This is a genomic window from Paraburkholderia sp. SIMBA_027, from assembly GCF_046535315.1.
GTDB lineage: Bacteria > Pseudomonadota > Gammaproteobacteria > Burkholderiales > Burkholderiaceae > Paraburkholderia > Paraburkholderia tropica.
On record NZ_JAWRWY010000004.1, the window covers coordinates 299,784 to 318,824 of the forward strand.

At 62.1% G+C, this 19,041-nt stretch carries 17 protein-coding genes; 6 read left to right on the forward strand and 11 right to left on the reverse strand.

Annotated elements, in window-relative coordinates; genetic code table 11:
- Window positions 1–63: 63 nt before the first annotated feature.
- Window positions 64–906, reverse strand: coding sequence for a DMT family transporter (locus tag SB764_RS09400; protein WP_065058820.1), 843 nt, complete (start codon window positions 904–906; stop codon window positions 64–66).
- Window positions 907–1,059: 153 nt separating this feature from the next.
- Here SB764_RS09400 and gcvA point away from each other — a divergent pair, with 153 nt between their 5' ends.
- Entirely contained in the window at window positions 1,060–1,968 is a 909-nt protein-coding gene (gcvA, locus tag SB764_RS09405) for a transcriptional regulator GcvA (RefSeq protein ID WP_074986909.1), read from the forward strand.
- Window positions 1,969–2,108: 140 nt separating this feature from the next.
- Here gcvA and SB764_RS09410 read toward each other — a convergent pair whose 3' ends face one another.
- Window positions 2,109–3,059: a LysR family transcriptional regulator gene (locus SB764_RS09410; RefSeq protein ID WP_065058818.1), complete on the reverse strand. Its 951-nt coding sequence runs from the start codon at window positions 3,057–3,059 to the stop codon at window positions 2,109–2,111.
- Between the two features lie 116 nt (window positions 3,060–3,175).
- Between SB764_RS09410 and SB764_RS09415 the strand changes: the two genes are divergently transcribed.
- Window positions 3,176–3,673 carry a GNAT family N-acetyltransferase gene (locus tag SB764_RS09415; RefSeq protein ID WP_176081801.1) on the forward strand — a complete coding sequence of 166 codons (498 nt, stop codon included), beginning with the start codon at window positions 3,176–3,178 and terminating at the stop codon, window positions 3,671–3,673.
- A gap of 96 nt (window positions 3,674–3,769) precedes the next feature.
- Here SB764_RS09415 and SB764_RS09420 read toward each other — a convergent pair whose 3' ends face one another.
- From SB764_RS09420 to SB764_RS09460, 9 genes are all read right to left on the reverse strand, one after another.
- The gene (locus tag SB764_RS09420) at window positions 3,770–5,107 is read right to left on the reverse strand and encodes a cytochrome c (protein WP_410863354.1); all 1,338 of its coding nucleotides are present in this window, start codon (window positions 5,105–5,107) and stop codon (window positions 3,770–3,772) included.
- A 10-nt stretch (window positions 5,108–5,117) separates the two neighbouring features.
- Entirely contained in the window at window positions 5,118–6,719 is a 1,602-nt protein-coding gene (locus SB764_RS09425) for a GMC family oxidoreductase (protein ID WP_065058816.1), read from the reverse strand.
- Between the two features lie 12 nt (window positions 6,720–6,731).
- Window positions 6,732–7,289 carry a sugar dehydrogenase complex small subunit gene (locus SB764_RS09430; RefSeq protein ID WP_065058815.1) on the reverse strand — a complete coding sequence of 186 codons (558 nt, stop codon included), beginning with the start codon at window positions 7,287–7,289 and terminating at the stop codon, window positions 6,732–6,734.
- Window positions 7,290–7,483: 194 nt separating this feature from the next.
- Window positions 7,484–7,675, reverse strand: a complete 192-nt coding sequence (locus SB764_RS09435; RefSeq protein WP_124263269.1) for a hypothetical protein — start codon at window positions 7,673–7,675, stop codon at window positions 7,484–7,486.
- A 163-nt stretch (window positions 7,676–7,838) separates the two neighbouring features.
- The gene (gene gspK / locus SB764_RS09440) at window positions 7,839–8,930 is read right to left on the reverse strand and encodes a type II secretion system minor pseudopilin GspK (protein ID WP_410863357.1); all 1,092 of its coding nucleotides are present in this window, start codon (window positions 8,928–8,930) and stop codon (window positions 7,839–7,841) included.
- Between the two features lie 2 nt (window positions 8,931–8,932).
- Window positions 8,933–9,619: a type II secretion system protein J gene (locus SB764_RS09445; protein WP_074986914.1), complete on the reverse strand. Its 687-nt coding sequence runs from the start codon at window positions 9,617–9,619 to the stop codon at window positions 8,933–8,935.
- Window positions 9,597–10,001 carry a type II secretion system minor pseudopilin GspI gene (gene gspI / locus SB764_RS09450; protein WP_322019449.1) on the reverse strand — a complete coding sequence of 135 codons (405 nt, stop codon included), beginning with the start codon at window positions 9,999–10,001 and terminating at the stop codon, window positions 9,597–9,599. The genes SB764_RS09445 and gspI overlap by 23 nt, the downstream gene beginning before the upstream one ends.
- 47 nt (window positions 10,002–10,048) lie before the next feature.
- Entirely contained in the window at window positions 10,049–11,479 is a 1,431-nt protein-coding gene (locus SB764_RS09455; protein WP_065058812.1) for a cytochrome-c peroxidase, read from the reverse strand.
- A 100-nt stretch (window positions 11,480–11,579) separates the two neighbouring features.
- Window positions 11,580–13,205: a phospholipase C gene (locus tag SB764_RS09460; protein ID WP_260183781.1), complete on the reverse strand. Its 1,626-nt coding sequence runs from the start codon at window positions 13,203–13,205 to the stop codon at window positions 11,580–11,582.
- Here SB764_RS09460 and SB764_RS09465 point away from each other — a divergent pair.
- From SB764_RS09465 to SB764_RS09480, 4 genes are all read left to right on the forward strand, one after another.
- Entirely contained in the window at window positions 13,183–13,383 is a 201-nt protein-coding gene (locus tag SB764_RS09465; RefSeq protein WP_234775384.1) for a hypothetical protein, read from the forward strand. The genes SB764_RS09460 and SB764_RS09465 overlap by 23 nt on opposite strands.
- Before the next feature lie 832 nt (window positions 13,384–14,215).
- Window positions 14,216–16,333 (forward strand): secretin N-terminal domain-containing protein, encoded by a 2,118-nt coding sequence (locus SB764_RS09470; protein WP_321905703.1) that lies wholly within the window; start codon window positions 14,216–14,218, stop codon window positions 16,331–16,333.
- 167 nt (window positions 16,334–16,500) lie between these two features.
- The gene (locus tag SB764_RS09475; protein WP_065058809.1) at window positions 16,501–17,292 is read left to right on the forward strand and encodes a GntR family transcriptional regulator; all 792 of its coding nucleotides are present in this window, start codon (window positions 16,501–16,503) and stop codon (window positions 17,290–17,292) included.
- The gene (locus tag SB764_RS09480) at window positions 17,289–19,025 is read left to right on the forward strand and encodes a fumarate reductase/succinate dehydrogenase flavoprotein subunit (RefSeq protein WP_110328757.1); all 1,737 of its coding nucleotides are present in this window, start codon (window positions 17,289–17,291) and stop codon (window positions 19,023–19,025) included. Before SB764_RS09475 ends, SB764_RS09480 begins: the two co-directional genes overlap by 4 nt.
- The last annotated feature ends 16 nt before the right edge of the window (window positions 19,026–19,041 follow it).

The following is a 19,041-nucleotide window of genomic DNA, read 5'->3' on the forward strand; positions in this document are numbered from 1 at the left end:
TATGAAAATACCTCGTGCCGAAAGTCATTTGCAAACCTTGAATCAGGCGTCAAAGCCCGAGCATTAAATCCCGAGACACACCGCGCCCGCCGCCACGATCAAACACGCGATCCAGCGCGTGACACTCACCGTTTCGCGCAGAAACACGCGCCCGATCAGCACCGCGAACACCACACTGGTTTCGCGCAACGCCGACACCGTACCCATCGCGCCCGACTGAAGCGCCCAGATCACGATGCCATACGCCGCAATCGAGACCAGCCCGCCCATGAGCGATGAACCGAGCGCCATCGGCTCGTCGCGCAACGACGCACGCAGCGGCGCGACGCCGCGCAGCGCGATGAAATAGACCGGCGTCAGCCAGTAGAACAGGAACATCCACGCGGTATAGGCCACCGACTGGCCATCGGACACGCGCACACCCATGCCGTCGATGACCGTGTAGAGCGCAATCGTCGCGCCGGTCGTCAGCGCGGCCAGTGCGCCCGAGCGCGACACGCGGCGGCCCAGCAGCGCGATCGCGCAAATGCCGCCCGAAATCATCGCGATCCCGAGCGCGTGCACCGGGCCAATCGCTTCATGCGCGAACAGCGCCGCGCCGAGCGTGACGAGCAGCGGCGACGATCCGCGCGCAATCGGATACGCGAGCGCCAGATCGTTACGTCGATACGAGCGCACCAGGCTCGCGTTGTAGAAGCCATGCACGAGCCCCGAGGCGACGATATACGGCCAGGACGCGCGCGCCGGCAGCGGACTCGCCACGATGACGAGCGTCGCGACCGCCGCGATGGCGATGCTCATCCACGTCATCGACAGAAAACGGTCACGGTTGCCGTGCAGCATCGCATTCCAGGTCGCGTGGAGCATGGCGGCGAGCAGCACGATACCGCCGGTGTAACTGAGCATGGGCGTGGCGGCGCGATGGCCGGAAGGACGTGAGACAGCGAACGAGGCGCCAGCGAAGCGACGACCCGCGCCGAGAAGCACGAAGGATAACTATCTTGTCCGTGACCGGCAAACCAGATAAATTGCGCTTTCGAACCAGTTAAACTAATTCGAATGAAACCGGTCTTGCCCCCGCTGAATGCCCTGCGCGCCTTCGAGGCGGCGGGACGGCTCGGCAGCTTCAAGGAAGCGGCAGCGGAGCTGCACGTCACGCCTGGCGCGGTGAGCCAGCACGTGCGGCTGCTCGAGGAATGGCTCGGTGCGCCGCTGTTCGAACGGCTCAACCGGCGCGTGCAGCTCACACCGGCGGCGCAGGTGTATCTCGACGAAATCGGCCCGCTGTTCGAACAGCTTTCGCAGGCCACGGCGAAATACGGCGCGCCGCGCGCGGTGCCGCGCACGCTTACCGTCAGTTCGCTCGCGACTTTCACCTTGCGCTGGCTGGTGCCGCGTCTGGCGAAGTTCCGCGCCGCGCATCCCGACATCGAAGTGAAGGTGGAGACCTCGAACGAGCCGCCGGAGAGTCTCAAGGACGGTTACGACGTGATCATTCGCGGCGGCCCGGATACGTTTTACGGTTACGCCATGCGCCCCTTTCTGACCGAGGAGCGGCTGCCGGTCTGCAGCCCCGCGCTGTTGCAGCGCGCGCCGCTGCGCACGCCCGGCGACCTGCGCGCGCACACCTTGCTGCACACGTCGAGCCTGCCGCGGCTCTGGCCCGACTGGCTCGCAAGCGCGCAGATTCCCGCGCTCGCGCCCGCCGCCACGCTGACCTTCGATCACTTCTATCTGACCTTGCAGGCGGCCATCGACGGCATCGGCATTGCAATGGGACCGACCGCGCTGGTCGCCGACGATCTCGCGGCGGGCCGCCTCGTCGCGCCCTTCGCCGGTCCGCGTCTGCCGTCGCGCAGCTATTGCACCTATGTCGCCGATGAAAAGGCCAACGACGAGCGCGTGCTGCTGTTTCGCGCGTGGCTCGAACGCGAAGGCTCGGCGTCGTCGATGGGACGCAATGGGTGAAGCGGCTCGCGTGCCTTTACGACGCGGGTTGCTTCGGCGGGCGAAAGACTGCCGCGAAAACCAACGTCGGCATGCTCACTTGGGAGATCGTCGAATTGGGCGTCGACGGCGCACGTTCCTGTATTCGTGATTCCGGCCGCTTAATCACGCCCCTTGCGCGCCGTCGATCCGCGCGAATCCGGCACGGATTGCAGCAACTGATCGCGAATCCAGCGGTGCGCAGGCGTGCCCGCATGCCGTGTGTGCTGATAGATTTTCAGCGTATAACGCGGCGCATCGAACGGCGTCGGATAGATCGCAACCGGCGCGGCATCGCGCAGGATCAGTGCGGCGCGATGCGGGATCGTCATCAGCAAATGCGAACGCGCGATGATGAACGGCGCGACGAGCACGCTCGGCAACTGCATCGCCACGTCACGCATCACGCCAAGCCGGTCGAGCACGAGATCGATCGAGCCGCGCGATTCGTCCCACGGCGTCACCACCACGTGTTGCGCGGCGAGATACTGCGTCATCGTCAGCTTGCGCCCAATTGCCGGATGCTCGCGGCTCGCGATCACCACGTAGTCGTCCGAAAACCAGTCGGTGCTTTCGACGCCCGCAGGCAGCGGCAACGCTTCCTCGTCGTAACCGAGCGCGAAGTCGATGCGGCCCGACGCGAGTTCGTCTGCGGATTCGCGGCCCCGCGAATACACCACCTTGAAGCGCAGCCCGGGCGCGACCTGCTGCATCCGCGCCATGAACGCAGGCAGCATGGCGAACGCCGTGTAGTCCGTGGCGGCGAAGATGAAGGTGCGCTCGCTCGCGGCGGGATCGAACTGCCGCGCGGGCGCGAGCCCCGCGTGCAGCAGATCGAGCGCCTCGCCGATGGGGCGCATCATGCCTTCGGCAGTGGCCGTGGGCCGCATTTCGTTGCCGATGCGCACGAACAGTTCGTCGGCCATCGCGTCGCGCAGACGCGCGAGCGCGTGACTCAACGCTGAAGCGCTCATCGCCAGTTCTTCCGCCGCCAGCGTGACCGAACGATGGCGCACGAGCGCGTCGAACACCAGCAACAGGTTCAGGTCGAGCCGGCGCAGATCACGATGCATAACGTTCAATCCATGATGACAACAATGCAGTATACGCAGATTGGATATCGACTACCATCGTGAGTCCGTTGCTGTTCTCAGCAGTTTGATTGCTCATCTGGAACCCGATTACGCTTATGGCACTGACCATCCGGCCCGCCACCGCCGACGACGCGGCCCTCATTCTTCATTTCATTACCGAACTCGCAATTTACGAAAAGGCCGAAGATCAGGTTGCCGCGACGACGGAAACCATTACGTCCTCGCTGTTTGGTGCGCAATCGCCCGCTAAAGCGTTGATCTGCGAACTCGACGGCCGCGCCGTGGGTTATGCCGTGTATTTCTTTTCGTATTCGACGTGGCAGGCGAAATCCGGTTTGTATCTGGAAGACCTCTACGTTTCGCCCGATGCGCGCGGCCAGGGCGCGGGCAAGCGTCTGTTGCAGCATCTCGCCGGCATCGCGGTGGAAAACGGATGCGGCCGTTTCGAATGGAGCGTGCTCGACTGGAATACGCCGGCTATCGAGTTCTATCAATCGCTCGGCGCGAAACCGCAGGCCGAATGGATTCGCTATCGCGTCGAGGATGAAGCGATTCGCGCGCTCGCGTTGTCGTCGCCGGAAATTGCCGCATAAATCGCCTTGCGGCTGTAGCGTTAAACGCACGACCCGAGCGGTCGAAAAAAAAGCGGGCCGAAGCCCGCTTTTTGCATTGGCGTCATATGTACGCACTTAACGCATCTTCGCGACTTTATCCGCCGTAATCGTCGCGGACGGATTGCCGAATTGCGTGGTGACGTAATTCACCAGCGTCGCGACTTCGCTATTGCTCAACTCGCCCGCGAATGCCGGCATCGACATATGACCGTTGTTGGTCTGGCGGCTCACGCCGTGCAGCACGACCATCGTGAGATTGTCGGCATTCGACGCGCCCACGCTGGTGTTATGCAGCAGCGACGGATACGCGCCCGCATCCTTGCCGCCCACGCCCGTGCCTTGCCAGCCGTGACAGCTCGCGCAATTGGCGTTGAAGAGCGTGCGGCCGTCCGCTGCCGCGCCGCCACCGAGCACGGTCAGCGGTTGATTGCGCAACGCGGTCACGCTCTGCACCGGCGAACCCCAGCCATAACGCGGCAGGCTCGTGGCGCTCATGCCATTGTTCTGCGCGGGCACCGTGTGCAGATACGTCGCCATCGCGCGCAGGTCCTGGTCCGAAAGAAAGCGCGTGCTGTTCTCGACGACTTCCGCCATCGGTCCCGCCGCGTTCGCCTTGCCGGGCGCCGCGCCGTCACGCAGATAGGCGATCAACTCCTCGTCGGTCCAGCCGCCGATCCCGGCGACGCGGTCCGGCGTGATGTTATACGCCGTCCAGTTGCCGAGTTGCGCGCCCGCGAGCGACTGGCTCGACAAGCCCTGCATGAAATTACGCGGCGTATGGCACTCCTGGCAATGCGCGAGCGCACCGACCAGATACGCACCGCGATTCCATTCAGCGCTCTTCGCGGGATCGGGCTGGAAACGGCCCGAATCGAAATTGAAGAGATTCCAGAACACCATCGCCCAGCGCTGGTTGAACGGGAAGCCGAGCGTATTCGCAGGCGCGGCCTTCGCGACCGGCGCAATCGTACGCAGATACGCGCGGATCGCGAGAATATCGTCGTCGGTCAATTGCGTATAAGACGTATACGGCATGGCCGGATACAGACGCTTGCCGTCCTTCGATTTACCTTCGCGCACCAGGCCGATAAAGTCCGCATCGCTCAGATTGCCGATGCCATAGGTTTTATCCGGCGTGATATTCGTCGAATAGATCGTGCCGAACGGCAGATCGAACGGCACGCCGCCCGCATAAGGCTTTGCCTTGTTCGACGTGTGGCACGCAATGCAGTCCGCCGCGCGTGCGAGATATTCGCCGCGCTTGACGAGCGCGACCTCGTCGCTCGCGCTGGCCGCGTGCGCGAGCGTGCCGGTCAGCGCACCGCTCAAGGCCAGCGCGCCGGCGGGCAGCCATTTGCGCAATACGTTGAAGATGCGGCGCGTGTGGGTTGTCGTTGTGTGGGTCAGTTTCATCGCGCGCGCCTCAAGCATGCTTCATTTCGTCGATCAGCTTGTCGGCGAGACGCATCGACAATGCACACAGCGTCAGCGTGCAATTCACCGTGCCCGCGCTCGCCATCGTGCCGCTCGACGCGATGAAGAGATTCTCGTGATCGTGCGAACGCAGATCCTTGTCGACCACCGAATCACGCGGATCGTCGCCCATGATGAGCGTGCCCATGATGTGATTGTTGTTGAAGTACGAATCGTCGAAACGCACTTCCGTGCCGCCGAACAGGTCCGCGATATGCGCGTAATGACCGCGCGCGACCTTCGCCGCCCGATTGATGTAATCGTCGATGCGGTAATGCACTTCCGGACGCGCGATGCCCAGTTTGTCCTTGAATTCCGTGCTCGCCGTAATGCGGTTCTCGGGGTCCGGCAGAATGTCGAAGAAGCTGTTCACCACGACCCAGCGCGAAGCGTAGTCGCGAATCTTCTCGTCGAGTTCCGCGCCGTAGACGCCCTTCGAAATCAGATAATCGCTCACGGCGCGCATCGGCGAATAATTACCGACGTTGAGTTTCATCGCCGAATATTCCGAACGGAATGCACCGTCGCGCAGATTGTTGATGCACGAGAGACGCATCGGACCACGACCCGGCCACATCGGTTCCGCGGACAGGAACGTCACCGTCGTGCCCGGGTGATCCATCAGATTACGGCCCACCTGGTCCGAGCTGTTGCCAATCCCGTTCTGGAATTTGTCGCTCTTCGAAATCAGCATGAGCTTGGGCGTTTCGATCGCGTTCGACGCCAGCACGAAAATCTTGCCGGTCACGCGCTGCGTATTGCCGTCCGGGTCCTTGTAATGGACCGCGACGATGCGCGCGTTTTCATCGTGCTCGATGCGATACACCACGGCGTTCGGCAGCAGGCGCGCCTTCGCGGCTTCGGCCTTGCGAATGGCGGTTTCGCCCGTGTATTGCGCTTCGATCGGGCAGATCGGCATGCAGTTGCTGTTGCCGCAGCACGCGGGACGGCCGTCGAACGGCGCAGTATTGCGCGCAGCCGGTTCGGTTACGTGCTTGTATCCCGCTTTCTCGACCACGTCCTTGAACTTCTGGTCGAAGTCCGAGAGCGGCAGCGGCGGATGCGGATACGGCTTCGAGCGCGGCGAACCGAGGTCCTCGGGACCGCCCACGCCCATTTCGACTTCGGCCTCGTAGTAATACGGCTCGAGATCGTCGTAACTGATCGGCCAGTCGCGGCCCACGCCATACAGCGTTTTCAGCTTCATGTCGTTGGGCAGCAGACGCCACGACTGCGCGGACCAATGCCACGTCGTGCCGCCGACCATGCGCAGATAACCGGCCTTGTACTGTTCCGGGCCGCGCTGCACGAGATAGTCGTTGCTCGGCGAATACTGCGGATGCGGCGCGTGCTCCGTGGGCGGATACGGCGACTGGAAATCCGACTTAAATGGACTATTCCGGTAATTTTCTACGATGCGCCAGCGCTCGATGCGCGGCCCCGCTTCGAGCATGAGCACGTCGATGCCCGCCTTGGCGAGCTTCTGTGCGATCTGACCGGACGCGATGCCGGCGCCGACGATCACGACGTCGGCGGATTGATTCGTTGCCATGGGATGCAGGGATCAGGAATGGGACAACACTGGGGGCTTGGCCCAGTAGCCAGGCACGCCGCGCGCGTAGCTCGGCATGACGATGACGTCCGCGATCGGCGGATACATGAGCGCCTGTTCGTAGGCGACGGTGCGTGCGTTCTTGCCGCTGCCGACCACGCCGAGATACCACGCGGTCATCACTTTCTTCGGCAGTTTGGCGAGCGCCGGCTGCGAGGCGTCCAGCACCGTTTGCAGGCCGTTTGCAGGGGTATTCGTGCGTACGACGAAGTCGTTGAGCTGTGCGATGATCGCACTCGCGTTGGCATCGTCGACCTTGAGCCCGGCGAGAATCGCGCGGCCGATTTCGACGTCGAGCGCGGTCTTGCCGGTTAGGTATTGCGAAAGCTTGATGAAAGCGGCGAAGTCGGCATCGGCGTTCGCGGCGGCGGCTTGCGCGTGGGCCGCGCCGATCGAAGCGATCGCACCGAGGCCGGCCACGCTCAGCGTCGCGAGCACGGTCGTGCCGATCAGAAATTGCCGCCGCGAAGGCGCGAACGGCTGGGACGGAGGTTGCTGTGGGGACGTCATCACGTTTCCAGATTGTGCATTCCGGCTGCGCCACGGCGCCTCGTCCGAATTGTCAAATCTGTACTAAATAGTTAAAAACGCGTGCAGTGTACTCGATGTGGCGGATTGGCGCACTCCCGCTTACAGAACAGCGTAGTGCAATTCCACCAAAGCGCCAAACCCCATTTCATTGGCGCCGTAAATCAGCGATGGCGTTACCAGCCGGGGTCGCCGCCCTGGCAGGTCAGCGCGCATCCCAGCGCACTCACGGTGCCGACGGTGCCCAGTCCCATGCCGAGCGCGATATTGCCCAGCGTCGACGAGCAACCCTGAAACAGAGTGGAAGAAGCGATAAGCAGCAGCAGGAGAAGCCTACGCAGCGGTAGACCGACGATTGTTCGAGACACGGGGGTAGCCTGTTAGAAAGGGAGTTCGTGACGTCCTTTTTTGTAGTTTCAGCATACGCGCGCGTCGCGCGGACGAAATCGCAATCATCAAGCGAGAAACGAAACTACTTACCAAACATTTCCCGCTGCTTGCAATTAGCTTTCTTTACCCTGCCGACCTGATTCACGGCGCATCCTGGACGCGCACGATGCGCGTCTTGTGTGTCTGCGGATCGCGCCAGACGAGCGTGGTTCGGTCCACCTCCGCGCGTTCCTGCTGCACGCTGCCGTGAATGAAGAAATAGCTGGTGGTGACGTCGTACAGCGACGAATCGAGCGACACGCCGTCCATGCCCGCCGCCTCGAGCGCGAGCGTCACGTCGCTCATGTTGCGGAAAAACACGGTCTGGCGCGCGGCGACGAAGGTCTGCGCTTTCGCCAGCGTCATGCCCGGCACGATCGCGGCCAGCACCTCGGCGCTCGCGGTGTTCATGTTCACCGGCGTCGCGTTCGGCAACACCGTTATGAATGGACGCAGTCGCGCCACCGCGCCCGGCGTGAAACCGGGGATATCGAGCAGCGCGTTCACATCGGTCATCAGCAGCGACGCCGTGGCGCTGTGCTCGTCGTCATCGTCGATGCCGGGTTGATCGGTGAAGCTGTCGCCGTCACCTTGCGTTTGCGAGGATTGCGCCGTTGACGCGCTGCCGCCCGACGTGCTCGCATTTTCGAAGCGCGTGGCCGAATGAGAAAGCCCCGAGCGCACGGCCAACGCCGTCTTGTTCGCGAGCTGCTGGTTGATGCCGAGCAGTTGCAGCAAGCGCTGGAACGCCTCCAGTTGCGTGACGTTCACCTGCAGCACGCCCGGCGACGGATTCGACACGAGGCTGCGCAGATTGAAACGCGATTGCGCGTCTTCGACCGAGCCCGACAGCCAGGTCGATCCGACCTGGCTGCTACCCTCGTTCTCCATCCCGCCGAGAAAATGGCTCAACCGCGTGCGCGCCACGGGCGTGCTCCACAAGCCGCCCAGATAAGTGGCGGTCGGCATGGTGTCGGCTTCGGTGTGCAAGATTAGCCGTGTCCAGTCGAGCGCGCCGCGCGCGACCCATTGCGCCTGCACGATCAGCCGCTGGTCCTCGATGCGGCGGACCTGCACCTGCTCGCGCCACACGATGCCCGACACCATGACCGCCGATAGCGCCATGACCAGCAGCGCGGTGATGATGGCTGCGCCGCGTTCGCGCCGCTTTTTCAGGCGCTGCTTTAGCGGCATCGTCACTCTCCCACCAGAAACGCGCGGTCGATGGGCCGCGCGAGCGACGACGACCGGATACTGACCTTGAACCCGGCCACGGCGCGCGGCAACGGCATCGCGGCCAGTTGCGGAATCGTCAGATTGTTGTCGTTGGTTTCGATGGCGTTGCGCACGTCTGCCATCTGCATCGTCCAGCCGCCCGGCGGCACGAACATGCGCACCTGAATCTCGCCGACGCCACTCATGAGCGGCACCGCCGTCCACGTGCTGTCCGCGCCGCTGCGCATCGCACGACGCACCTGGCCGAAATTACGCAGCGGCGGCGACGCATAACGCGTGACCAGCCCATTGGCAACCTCATAACGCACCACTTGAAGACGCGGCGCGCGATCCTGCCCGACCGCATACGTGCGCACGATCTGCAGGCCCGAACGCTCGGCGACGATCGCACTGCCGCCGGTTTCGTCATCGGAGACCGCTTGCCGCGCGTCGATGCGCATCTGATCGAACAACTGCGCAAATACGCGCTCGTCGTCCATCGAACGCGAGATCGCATCGCGGCCGCGCGCGATGGCGTCGAGTCCGCGCCAGGAAAGCACGGCGACCACCGCGAGAATCGCGATAGCCACCATCAGTTCGATCAGCGTAAAGCCGCGCGTACGCGCACGCGGTTTGGCGCGGCGTCTAGAGCGAGCGGTTATTTTCATCGTCGAGCATCGTCATGACTTGCGCCAGCGTTTCTTTGCGGCCTGGCGTCGTGACCAATATTTCCACGCGCCGGAATTGCGCGTTGGGCGTCGTGCTCACACGCTGCGTACACATCAGCGCGAGATTGCCTTCGGAGCAATCGAACTGCCGCACACCAGGCGCGGGCCACGCGTGCGTGAGGCGCAATTCCGTCAAGGCGTTATCGGCCGTCCAGCCCGCGAGCATGCGCCGATGTAATTCGGCATCGCTCGACGCCAGATTGCCGACCGCGCGCAGCGAAGCCGCGAGCGCCACGGCAATAATCGCAAGCGCGACGAGCACTTCGATCATCGTGAAACCGCGCGCGCGTCGATTGAAACGCCGGGATGCGCGCGTGGCCACGGATCCCGACGCGGCCGTTACGGAAGCCGCACTCGAACACACTGCGCTCAATTCTTGTACCCGTCCGTCAACGTCTTCAGGAACGCAATGATGTCGTCGATATCCTGCTCGGACATCGCGGGCCTGTCGCCGAATTTACGATCGAACGGCGCGTCCGCCACATCGATATTCGCCGCATATTTCGGCGGAATATCGTTGTACTTTTCCACCTTGCCCGCCGCATCGCGCGGATAGATCTTTTCCGGGCTCGTCTCGCGCAGGTTATAAAAATCCATCACCTGTTTGAGGTCGCGATACACACCGTTATGGAAGAACGTCTGACGCGTCGAGACATTGCGCAGCGTCGGCGTCAGGAACATGCCGCAATACTGCGTCTGAGTGGCGAGATCATGACGATAGGGACCGCAAACGCCCATGTCGAAAAATTTCGCGTCCTTGTTCTGCGCAAGCGCCGGATTACGCGGCACGCCCAATGCCTCGTATTGCGTATCGGTAAAGAGCGGCGGCAATCCATCGCGACCCGGCTGACTCAAATGGCAACCCGCACAATTCGCCTTGTCCTGATTGTTGAACAGACGCAGACCGCGCAATTCCGCCGGACTCAAACGCGCTTTGCCTTCGAGCCATTCGTCGTATTTGCTGTTGAATTCATGGAACGAGGCATCTTCGATCTGATAGCGACTGACGGCCGACATCGCTTCATCGACCAACATCACCGGCGAATGCAGCATCGCCGGTCCAAAGAGCTTCTTCAGTTTCTCGGCATAACCGCCGCGCAATAATTTTTGAGCGACTTCGGCTTCGCTCGTATTCGCCATTTCCACCGGATTGAACAGCGGCCCCATTGCCTGCGCCTGCAAGGTATCCGCGCGGCCGTCCCAGAACAGCCCGCCTTGCGGCACCATCGCGGGTGCGGCCGGCGCGACGCCGGCGTTCTTCTGCGCGCGCGCCACGCCTTGCGCCTGCTGTGCCGTATCGGTGAGGCTCACCGGCGTCGTGTCCATATCCACGGGATCGGGGCCGATGCTGAAGTTCGCCTGACGATACAGATAGGTCAGCGACGGCGGCGGCCGGTAACCCTCGAGCGTCAGATGCTCGCCGCCCAACTGCACGGCGAGCGCGTTCGGCGGACCATAAGCATGCTGAGGGCTATGGCACGACGCGCAAGACTGCGTACCCGACGCGGAGAGCGACGGATCGTAGAAAATCTGTTTGCCGATTTGCGCCAGCAAGCTCAATGGCGCATTCTGCGGCCGCATCAGATGAACCGGGTGGGGATTCACGCCAAACTCGTTTTCGAGCATTTCGCCGACGGCTTTCGGCATACGCTCCGGATGCATGAACGCGTAGGCCGCGCACGTCATCATCAGCAGAACGGCCAGCGCGCTCCAGAGCACGAGGCGATATCGGCGCGGCGCGCCCGCATTCTGCGAGCCATGCGCGGTCAACGGCGGAACAACATTCGAGCTTGAATTCATGGCGACAACAACTAAGAGATAAACAGCGAATAGGCGAAAAGCGAGTCGGCGTCCTGCGCCAACCCGCTGCTCAGACCACGCGTCGAGCGTGGCCGTGCCGCTAGTTCGTCACCGATATGGCCGGCGCCGAAGACAGCTTCGTGCCGTAGTTCGAATCCAGATACAGCTTGCCGGTATTGCCGCTGCCGCTGAAATTGAACATCGCGGTGATACTGCCCGCCGTATCGTCGAACGAACCGCTGCCGATGCGCGTGCCGCCCAGCCAGTTGTCTTCGATAAAGCGCGTGATCGATGCCTGCGTAATCGCCGTGCTATCCACGTAATTGCTGCGCGCCCACGGCGAAATCACGATGAACGGCGTGCGCGTGCCCGGGCCGCAACGGCCGTTGACCGGCGAGCCCGTCACGCCCAGCGGCGCCGTACCCGTACCGCAGGTGCTCGTGCCGTTCAGATAGTCGTTGCTCGAATACGAGGAACTCGTCGGCGTGATGTACTGGTGGTCGTACCAGCCGTCCGAATCGTCATAAGCGATGATCACGGCCGTGTTCTTCCAGTCCGGCTGCTCTTCGAGGAAGTTCACGACGTTGGTTACGAAAGCCTGCTCGTCGAGCGGATCGGAATTACCCGCGTGCGCGTCCTGCACCGCCGGCGCCTTCAGGAAACTCACCGACGGGAAATTGCCGGCCTTCACCGCCGTGTAGAAGTCGTTGATGTCGTACTGGTGATGCACCGGCGTGGACGTGCTGTCCTTCGGTTCGGTGTAGCCGATATAGGCCGTCGAGGTCGGGCGCGTGTGCGCGGGATTCGAGGTCGTCGTGTAGTACTGGAACCACGCGTGGTGCGGCACATAATCGACAATCGACGAATTGAGCACCGACGAATACGTGCTGCGCGTGCAGCCGGTCGTGCCGTTCGCGTTGACGGTGTCCAGATTGAAGCCGCCCATGAAGCCGCCCCACGTAATGCCCGCCGAATTCAGCAGATCGCCGATATTTTTGTTCGACGACGACATCGCGGCCGTGACCGTCGTGCTGCTGTCGTTCGAGATCGTGCAGGCGTCGTTGGTGGGATCGAGGTCGCCAATCAGCGAGAAGCCGTCCGCGCCGTCGGCAATCGCCTGCGTGCTCAGCGACGTGCCGCTCGAAATGGTCGTGCTGTTGGTGCTCGTGCCCGTCGTCAAGGTCACACCGTTGGTCTGACCGGAGATGACTTCAAGCGCGCCCGGCGTGGACGGACCGAACGTGCCCGTATAGGCGTTGTCGTTCATCGCGAACTGCTGCGCGTAGTTCCACATCGCGGTGACGGTATTGCCGTCGAAATAGCCCATCACCATGCCCTTCGTGTCGAACACGCCGGAGCCGGTCGTGGTGGCTTTACCCGTGTAATACGGGAATTCGTCCATCGCGCCGTTGTCTTCGGCTTCCTGCTCGGGGCTGTAATTGTGGTTCTGCGAAGCGGTATTCGCCTGCGAACGGTCGATACGGAACGGCTCGAGATAGGCGGCCGTAATGCCCGAAATCGTGAGATTCGTGGCATTGTATGAATTCGGGTTGTCGGTCAGCAGCGTGGTGGTCAGGCCATTGACCGTCGGCGTGCCGGAAGCCGCCGTGAAGGCCGGCTCGCCCGACGGATTATCCGCATTCGGATAAGTCCCGAAGTAATGATCGAATGACTGGTTCTCACCGTAGATCACCACGAGATGCTTGATCGGCGTCGCGGTGTTCAACGCATCTTGCGCGCTGACGGTGGTGCTGTTCGTGCTGCTGCCGCACGCGGCTAGCCAGCTTGCAATCGCAGCCAGTGCGATGGCTGTCACTTTTCGGCGCATCAAAATCCCCTTCTTTTACGTTGATTTACTGTTTTTGAATGACCACTGCTTCGCTCTTTTCGCAGCGCGGGAATGATGCATTGCCAATGTGACGTCGAAACGTATCGAATATTTCAGGTACAACACCGGTTATTCACGATTCTTTCCAGATGCATTCCTTCCAAAAAAATACGGGTTTGAAAGCGTAAAAGCGTGCTGCGCGCTGTCATGTTTCCAAGCAATACTGCGCTTCGCGCAACGAGATTTAAACCGTTGCGCGATCAACGACGTAAGAACACGAGTTAATCAATCAGGAGGAGCGTCTCGTGAAGTTCAAAGCCTTGATTGCATGCGTTGTATTGGGCGGTGCCGCCGTGAGCGCCATGGCCCAGTCCTATCCGGGCGGCGGCGATTCAAACGGTGCGCCGCCGCGTCCGCCTTGCGGTGGTCCGCCGCCTGGACCGCCGCCGGGCCACCCGCCGTCCGACGACGCCAACTCGCATTTCGACGGCGCCACGCCGCCGCATCATCCGGATGGTCCTCCGCCCAACGGGCCGCCGCCCGATTGCCACCAGAGCGCGAATTGAAGCGCACGCCGACCGCGCTGGTCGGCGTCGAACACCTGCTTACGCTTTCCACCCATTCACTACATCCGCGTAATAAATAGCGGTCGAAATCATCGTGGATAGAAATATTCATTAATTTTCATTCCCACGAATCGTCACTGTTCAGCCACGCGAAAAAAATAGACTTCGTCGCTCCAGAGAATTCAGTCAGTTCCGCCGCGCATGTCCGATTAGATTTCAGGCGACGCCCGCTTCACGCTCTCGTCAGCCGAAGCACCCCGTTATTCGCAGTGCGATTCAAACCTATTACCGTGGCTCGCCCCTAAGCCAATGCTTGCACACCTTCTCGACGCCCACGCGACCATGACAGCTCTTCAACGCGATCCGGCGCCGCGCATTCCCGTATTGCGCTCGACCGCGGCGCGACTCGCCGCAGCCGCCAGCTTCGCCATTTACGCGCACGCCGCCGACGCTTCCGTCGTCATGAACTTCGCGCACGCGGACATCAGCGTCGTGGCGCGCGCAATTGGCGAAGCCACGGGCAAAACCATCATTGTCGACCCGCGCGTCAAAGGCCAGCTCGACCTGGTCTCGGCCAATGCGGTGCCCGACGACGAAGCGCTCAAGACCCTGCAATCGGCGCTGCGCATGCGCGGCTTCTCGCTGTTGCAGGACCACGGCGTGCTCAAGATCGTGCCGGAAGTGGACGCAAAAAATCAGGGCGTGCCGACTTACGTGGGCAATGAACCGGTCGCGCGCGGCGATCAGGTCATCACGCAGGTGTTTCAGCTGCATCGCGAGTCGGCCGCCACGCTGCAACCGACGTTGCGGCAACTGGTGACGCCCAACAACACAATCACCGCGAACGCAAGCAACAACACGCTCGTCGTGACCGATTACGCCGACAACGTGCGTCGCATCGCGACCATCATCGCGGGCATGGAAGCGGCGTCCGCGCCGCACATCGCGGTCGTGCAACTGAACTACGCCGACGCCACCGACGTCTCCCAGCAAGCCACGAAAATGCTGGATCTGAGCGGCATCGGCAATAACGATCCGACGCAGAAAGTCGTGGTCACGCCCGACACGCGCAGCAATGCGGTGTTGTTGCGTTCGAGCAGCGCGGCACGACTGGACGAAGCGCAATCGCTGATCGTCAAGCTCGATACGCCCACGCGCGCGCCCGGCAATATCCATATCGTCACCTTGCGCAATTCCGATGCGACCGATCTCGCCAAGACGCTGCGCCAGATCCTCGGCCAGTCGAGCGGCAGCAGCGATTCGCTCACGAGCGCGCTAGGCAGCAGCGCGCAGAGTTCGTCCGGACTTCCCAACAGCAATGGATCGTTGCCGCCGTTGCCGAGCGGATCGGATACGTCGTCGACCAAGAGCACGAGTTCGTCCACTTCGGGCAATTCGAGCGGCAGCGGTTCAGCGGATGCGCATTCCAGCGACGATCAAAGCGACAAAGGCAGCAACGAAATCGTCGCCGACACGTCGACTAATTCGCTGATCATCACCGCGCCCGATCCGGTGTTTCGCAATCTGAGCACCGTGATCGCGCGACTCGATCAACGCAAGGTTCAGGTCTATATCGAATCGCTGATCATGGAAGTCACCTCGGAAAAAGACGGTGAATTCGGCATTGAATGGATGACGACATCCGGCCTTGAATCGCTGGCTGAAACCACGACCGACGTGGGCGTGGTGGCGGGATTCGGCAATATTCTCGGCACCAAGGGCTTATTTCGCGCGCTGCAAACGAATTCCGATGTGAACGTGCTGTCCACGCCGAGTCTCGTCACGCTCGACAATCACGAGGCGCGCATTCTCGTGGGCAGCAACGTGCCGATCGAATCCGGTTCGTATTCCACGAGTTCGTCGAGCTCATCGGCGGCGAATGCGTTCAATACGTATTCGCGCACCGACGTCGGCATTATTCTGAACGTGAAGCCGCGCATCAACGAAGGCGGCACGGTCACCATGCAGGTCTATTCGGAAGATTCGAGCGTCGAGAGCGGCACCGGCGATCAATCGGGCGGATATACCATCGACAAGCGCTCGTTGCAGACCACCATTCTCGCGGACGATGGCCAGATCGTGGCGCTCGGCGGCCTCATCAGCGACAGCTATACGAACGGCAACACGCGCACGCCGTGGATCTCGAAGATTCCGGTGCTCGGCGCACTGTTCCGGCACGAAACCAAGAGCCGCGAGAAGAAGGATCTGCTGATCTTCCTGCGGCCCGTCATCGTGCGCGACGGCGCGACGCTTCAGGCCATCGCCGCCGATCGTTATGGCTATATGCAGGCGCGCTCGGCCAACTACAAATCCGATAACTGGCTGGTCAAGGACGACACGGTGCCCGCGCTGCCCGCCCTGCAAGGGCACGACGGCGAGATCGTCGATCTGACCCGCGTGCGCCGCGCGGCGGTTCTGCCGCCCGCCACGGACGGCGTGCCGCCTTCCATCGCGCCGTAACCCGCCGGCGAACCAACCCGGCGCGGCCGTCGCGGGCCGCGCCCGCGCGCAAATAGCGCGGCGGCACATCCTTAGCAGAATTCCTTCGTTTGCGGCCCAGGCGGCGTTGCCTACACTGCGGATCATCTTGTCATAACAAGTCCGCGATACGCCGACCCCACAAGCCGATGGCCAATACCAATCTCGTCGAGCTGGCGCCCCAGCCGCTCTACGCGCAGATCAAGGAGACACTGCGCGCGCGCATTCTCGACGGCGCTTATCCGCCGCACAGCCGCATGCCGTCCGAACACGAACTCTGCGCGATGTTCGGCGTGAGCCGTATCACCGTGCGCCAGGCGCTCGGCGACCTGCAAAAAGAAGGGCTCGTGTTCAAGCTGCATGGCAAAGGCACGTTCGTCTCCAAGCCGCGCGCGTTCCAGAACGTGACTTCCCTGCAAGGTTTTGCGGAAGCGATGTCGTCGATGGGCTACGAGATCGTCAATCAGTTGCGGCGCTTTCGCGTGACGAAAGCCGACCGCCATATCGCCGCGAAACTCGGCCTGCCCGAAGGCGCGAACGTGACCGAAATTCGCCGCGTGCGCCTGCTCAATCGCGAACCCGTTTCGCTCGAACTCACGTGGTTGCCCGAGTCGCTCGGCAAGCGTCTGGCGAATGCCGATCTCGCCACGCGCGACATCTTTCTGATTCTTGAAAACGATTGCGGCGTCGCGCTCGGCCACGCCGATGTGTCGATCGACGCCATGCTCGCCGACGATGAAATCGTCAACGCGCTGCGCGTGGAAGAAGGCAGCCCCGTGCTGCGCATCGAACGCACCACGCACGACGCGCAGGGCACGCCGATCGACTTTGAATATCTCTACTTTCGCGGCGACGCATTCCAGTACCGCTTGCGCGTGGACCGCGAGAAAGCCGCTCAACCGCGAGCGCGCGGCCGTTCGCAAACGAGGAAAACGCAATGAATACCGAAGTGCTCGACTACGACGTCGTGGTGATCGGCGGCGGCACGGCCGGCCCGATGGCGGCGATCAAGGCCAAGGAGCGCAATCCCGCACTGAAGGTGCTCGTGCTCGAAAAAGCGCATGTGAAGCGCAGCGGCGCGATTTCGATGGGCATGGACGGCCTGAATAACGCCGTGATTCCGGGCCACGCCACGCCCGAGCAATATACGCGCGAAATCACCATCGCGAACGACGGCATTGTCGATCAGGAGGCCGTGTATGCCTATGCGAAGCACAGCTTCACGACTATCGAGCAACTCGACCGCTGGGGCGTGAAATTCGAAAAGGATGGCAATGGCGATTACGCGGTGAAGAAGGTTCATCACATGGGCGCGTATGTGCTGCCCATGCCCGAAGGCCACGACATCAAGAAGATTCTGTATCGGCAGCTCAAGCGCGCGCGCATCGAGATGACGAATCGCATCGTCACCACGCGCCTGCTGACCGACGCACAAGGCGCTGTTTGCGGCGTGCTCGGCTTCGACTGCCGCACGGCGCAATTCACGGTCGTGCGCGCGAAAGCCGTGATTCTCTGCTGCGGCGCGGCAGGACGCCTTGGCTTGCCCGCGTCCGGCTATTTGATGGGCACGTACGAGAATCCGACCAATGCCGGCGACGGTTATGCCATGGCGTATCACGCGGGCGCGGCGCTCGCGAATCTCGAATGCTTCCAGATCAATCCGCTGATCAAGGATTACAACGGCCCCGCGTGTGCTTACGTAACGGGACCGCTCGGCGGCTTCACGGCGAATGGTAAAGGCGAACGCTTCATCGAATGCGATTACTGGAGCGGCCAGATGATGTGGGAGTTTTACCGCGAACTGCAAAGCGGCAACGGACCGGTATTCCTGAAACTCGATCACCTCGCCGAAGAAACGATTCAAACCATCGAGCAGATTCTGCACACGAACGAGCGGCCGAGTCGGGGGCGTTTTCATGCGGGACGCGGCACCGATTATCGCGAGCAGATGGTGGAAATGCATATCTCCGAAATTGGCTTTTGCAGCGGCCATAGCGCCTCGGGCGTGTATGTCGATGCGCGCGCGCAAACCACGGTGCCGGGTCTTTATGCGGCGGGCGACATGGCGGCCGTGCCGCACAACTATATGCTCGGCGCGTTCACCTACGGCTGGTTTGCCGGAGAAAACGCCGCGGAATATGCTGCAAGCCGCGAACACGCGCCGCTCGATAGCGAGCAGGTCGAAGCCGAACGCGCGCGCATTTACGCGCCGCTCGAACGCGCGGACGGTTTCGCGCCCTCGCAAGTCGAATATAAATTGCGCCGCATGGTGAACGATTATCTGCAACCGCCGAAAGCGACGCGCAAAATGGAAATTGGCTTGCAACGCTTCGAGGCGATCGAAGAAGATATCGGCGCAATCAAGGCCAACAATCCGCATGAATTGATGCGCGCGGCTGAAGTGCGTGCGATTCGCGACTGCGCGGAAATGGCCGCACGCGCGTCGCTGTTTCGCACCGAGAGTCGCTGGGGCCTGTATCACCATCGCGTGGACTTTCCGCAGCGCGACGACGAACAGTGGTTCTGCCACACGCATTTGCGCAAGGACGAAGCGGGCCGCATGGTCAGCGAAAAGCGCCCCGTCGAGCCGTATATCGTGCCGGTTTCGAACGACGAGCGCAGCGCGTACGACCGCATGCGCATCCAACGCGAAGAAGCACTAGTCACGCACTAATCGCCGGCCGCCATCA

Bases quoted from the DNA above. Each gene is read 5' to 3' on its own strand.
- SB764_RS09400 (WP_065058820.1), bottom strand. From the start codon at position 906: ATGCTCAGTTACACCGGCGGTATCGTGCTGCTCGCCGCCATGCTCCAC.
- gcvA (WP_074986909.1), top strand. From the start codon at position 1,060: ATGAAACCGGTCTTGCCCCCGCTGAATGCCCTGCGCGCCTTCGAGGCG.
- SB764_RS09410 (WP_065058818.1), bottom strand. From the start codon at position 3,059: ATGCATCGTGATCTGCGCCGGCTCGACCTGAACCTGTTGCTGGTGTTC.
- SB764_RS09415 (WP_176081801.1), top strand. From the start codon at position 3,176: ATGGCACTGACCATCCGGCCCGCCACCGCCGACGACGCGGCCCTCATT.
- SB764_RS09420 (WP_410863354.1), bottom strand. From the start codon at position 5,107: ATGAAACTGACCCACACAACGACAACCCACACGCGCCGCATCTTCAAC.
- SB764_RS09425 (WP_065058816.1), bottom strand. From the start codon at position 6,719: ATGGCAACGAATCAATCCGCCGACGTCGTGATCGTCGGCGCCGGCATC.
- SB764_RS09430 (WP_065058815.1), bottom strand. From the start codon at position 7,289: ATGACGTCCCCACAGCAACCTCCGTCCCAGCCGTTCGCGCCTTCGCGG.
- gspK (WP_410863357.1), bottom strand. From the start codon at position 8,930: ATGCCGCTAAAGCAGCGCCTGAAAAAGCGGCGCGAACGCGGCGCAGCC.
- SB764_RS09445 (WP_074986914.1), bottom strand. From the start codon at position 9,619: ATGAAAATAACCGCTCGCTCTAGACGCCGCGCCAAACCGCGTGCGCGT.
- SB764_RS09455 (WP_065058812.1), bottom strand. From the start codon at position 11,479: ATGAATTCAAGCTCGAATGTTGTTCCGCCGTTGACCGCGCATGGCTCG.
- SB764_RS09470 (WP_321905703.1), top strand. From the start codon at position 14,216: ATGACAGCTCTTCAACGCGATCCGGCGCCGCGCATTCCCGTATTGCGC.
- SB764_RS09475 (WP_065058809.1), top strand. From the start codon at position 16,501: ATGGCCAATACCAATCTCGTCGAGCTGGCGCCCCAGCCGCTCTACGCG.
- SB764_RS09480 (WP_110328757.1), top strand. From the start codon at position 17,289: ATGAATACCGAAGTGCTCGACTACGACGTCGTGGTGATCGGCGGCGGC.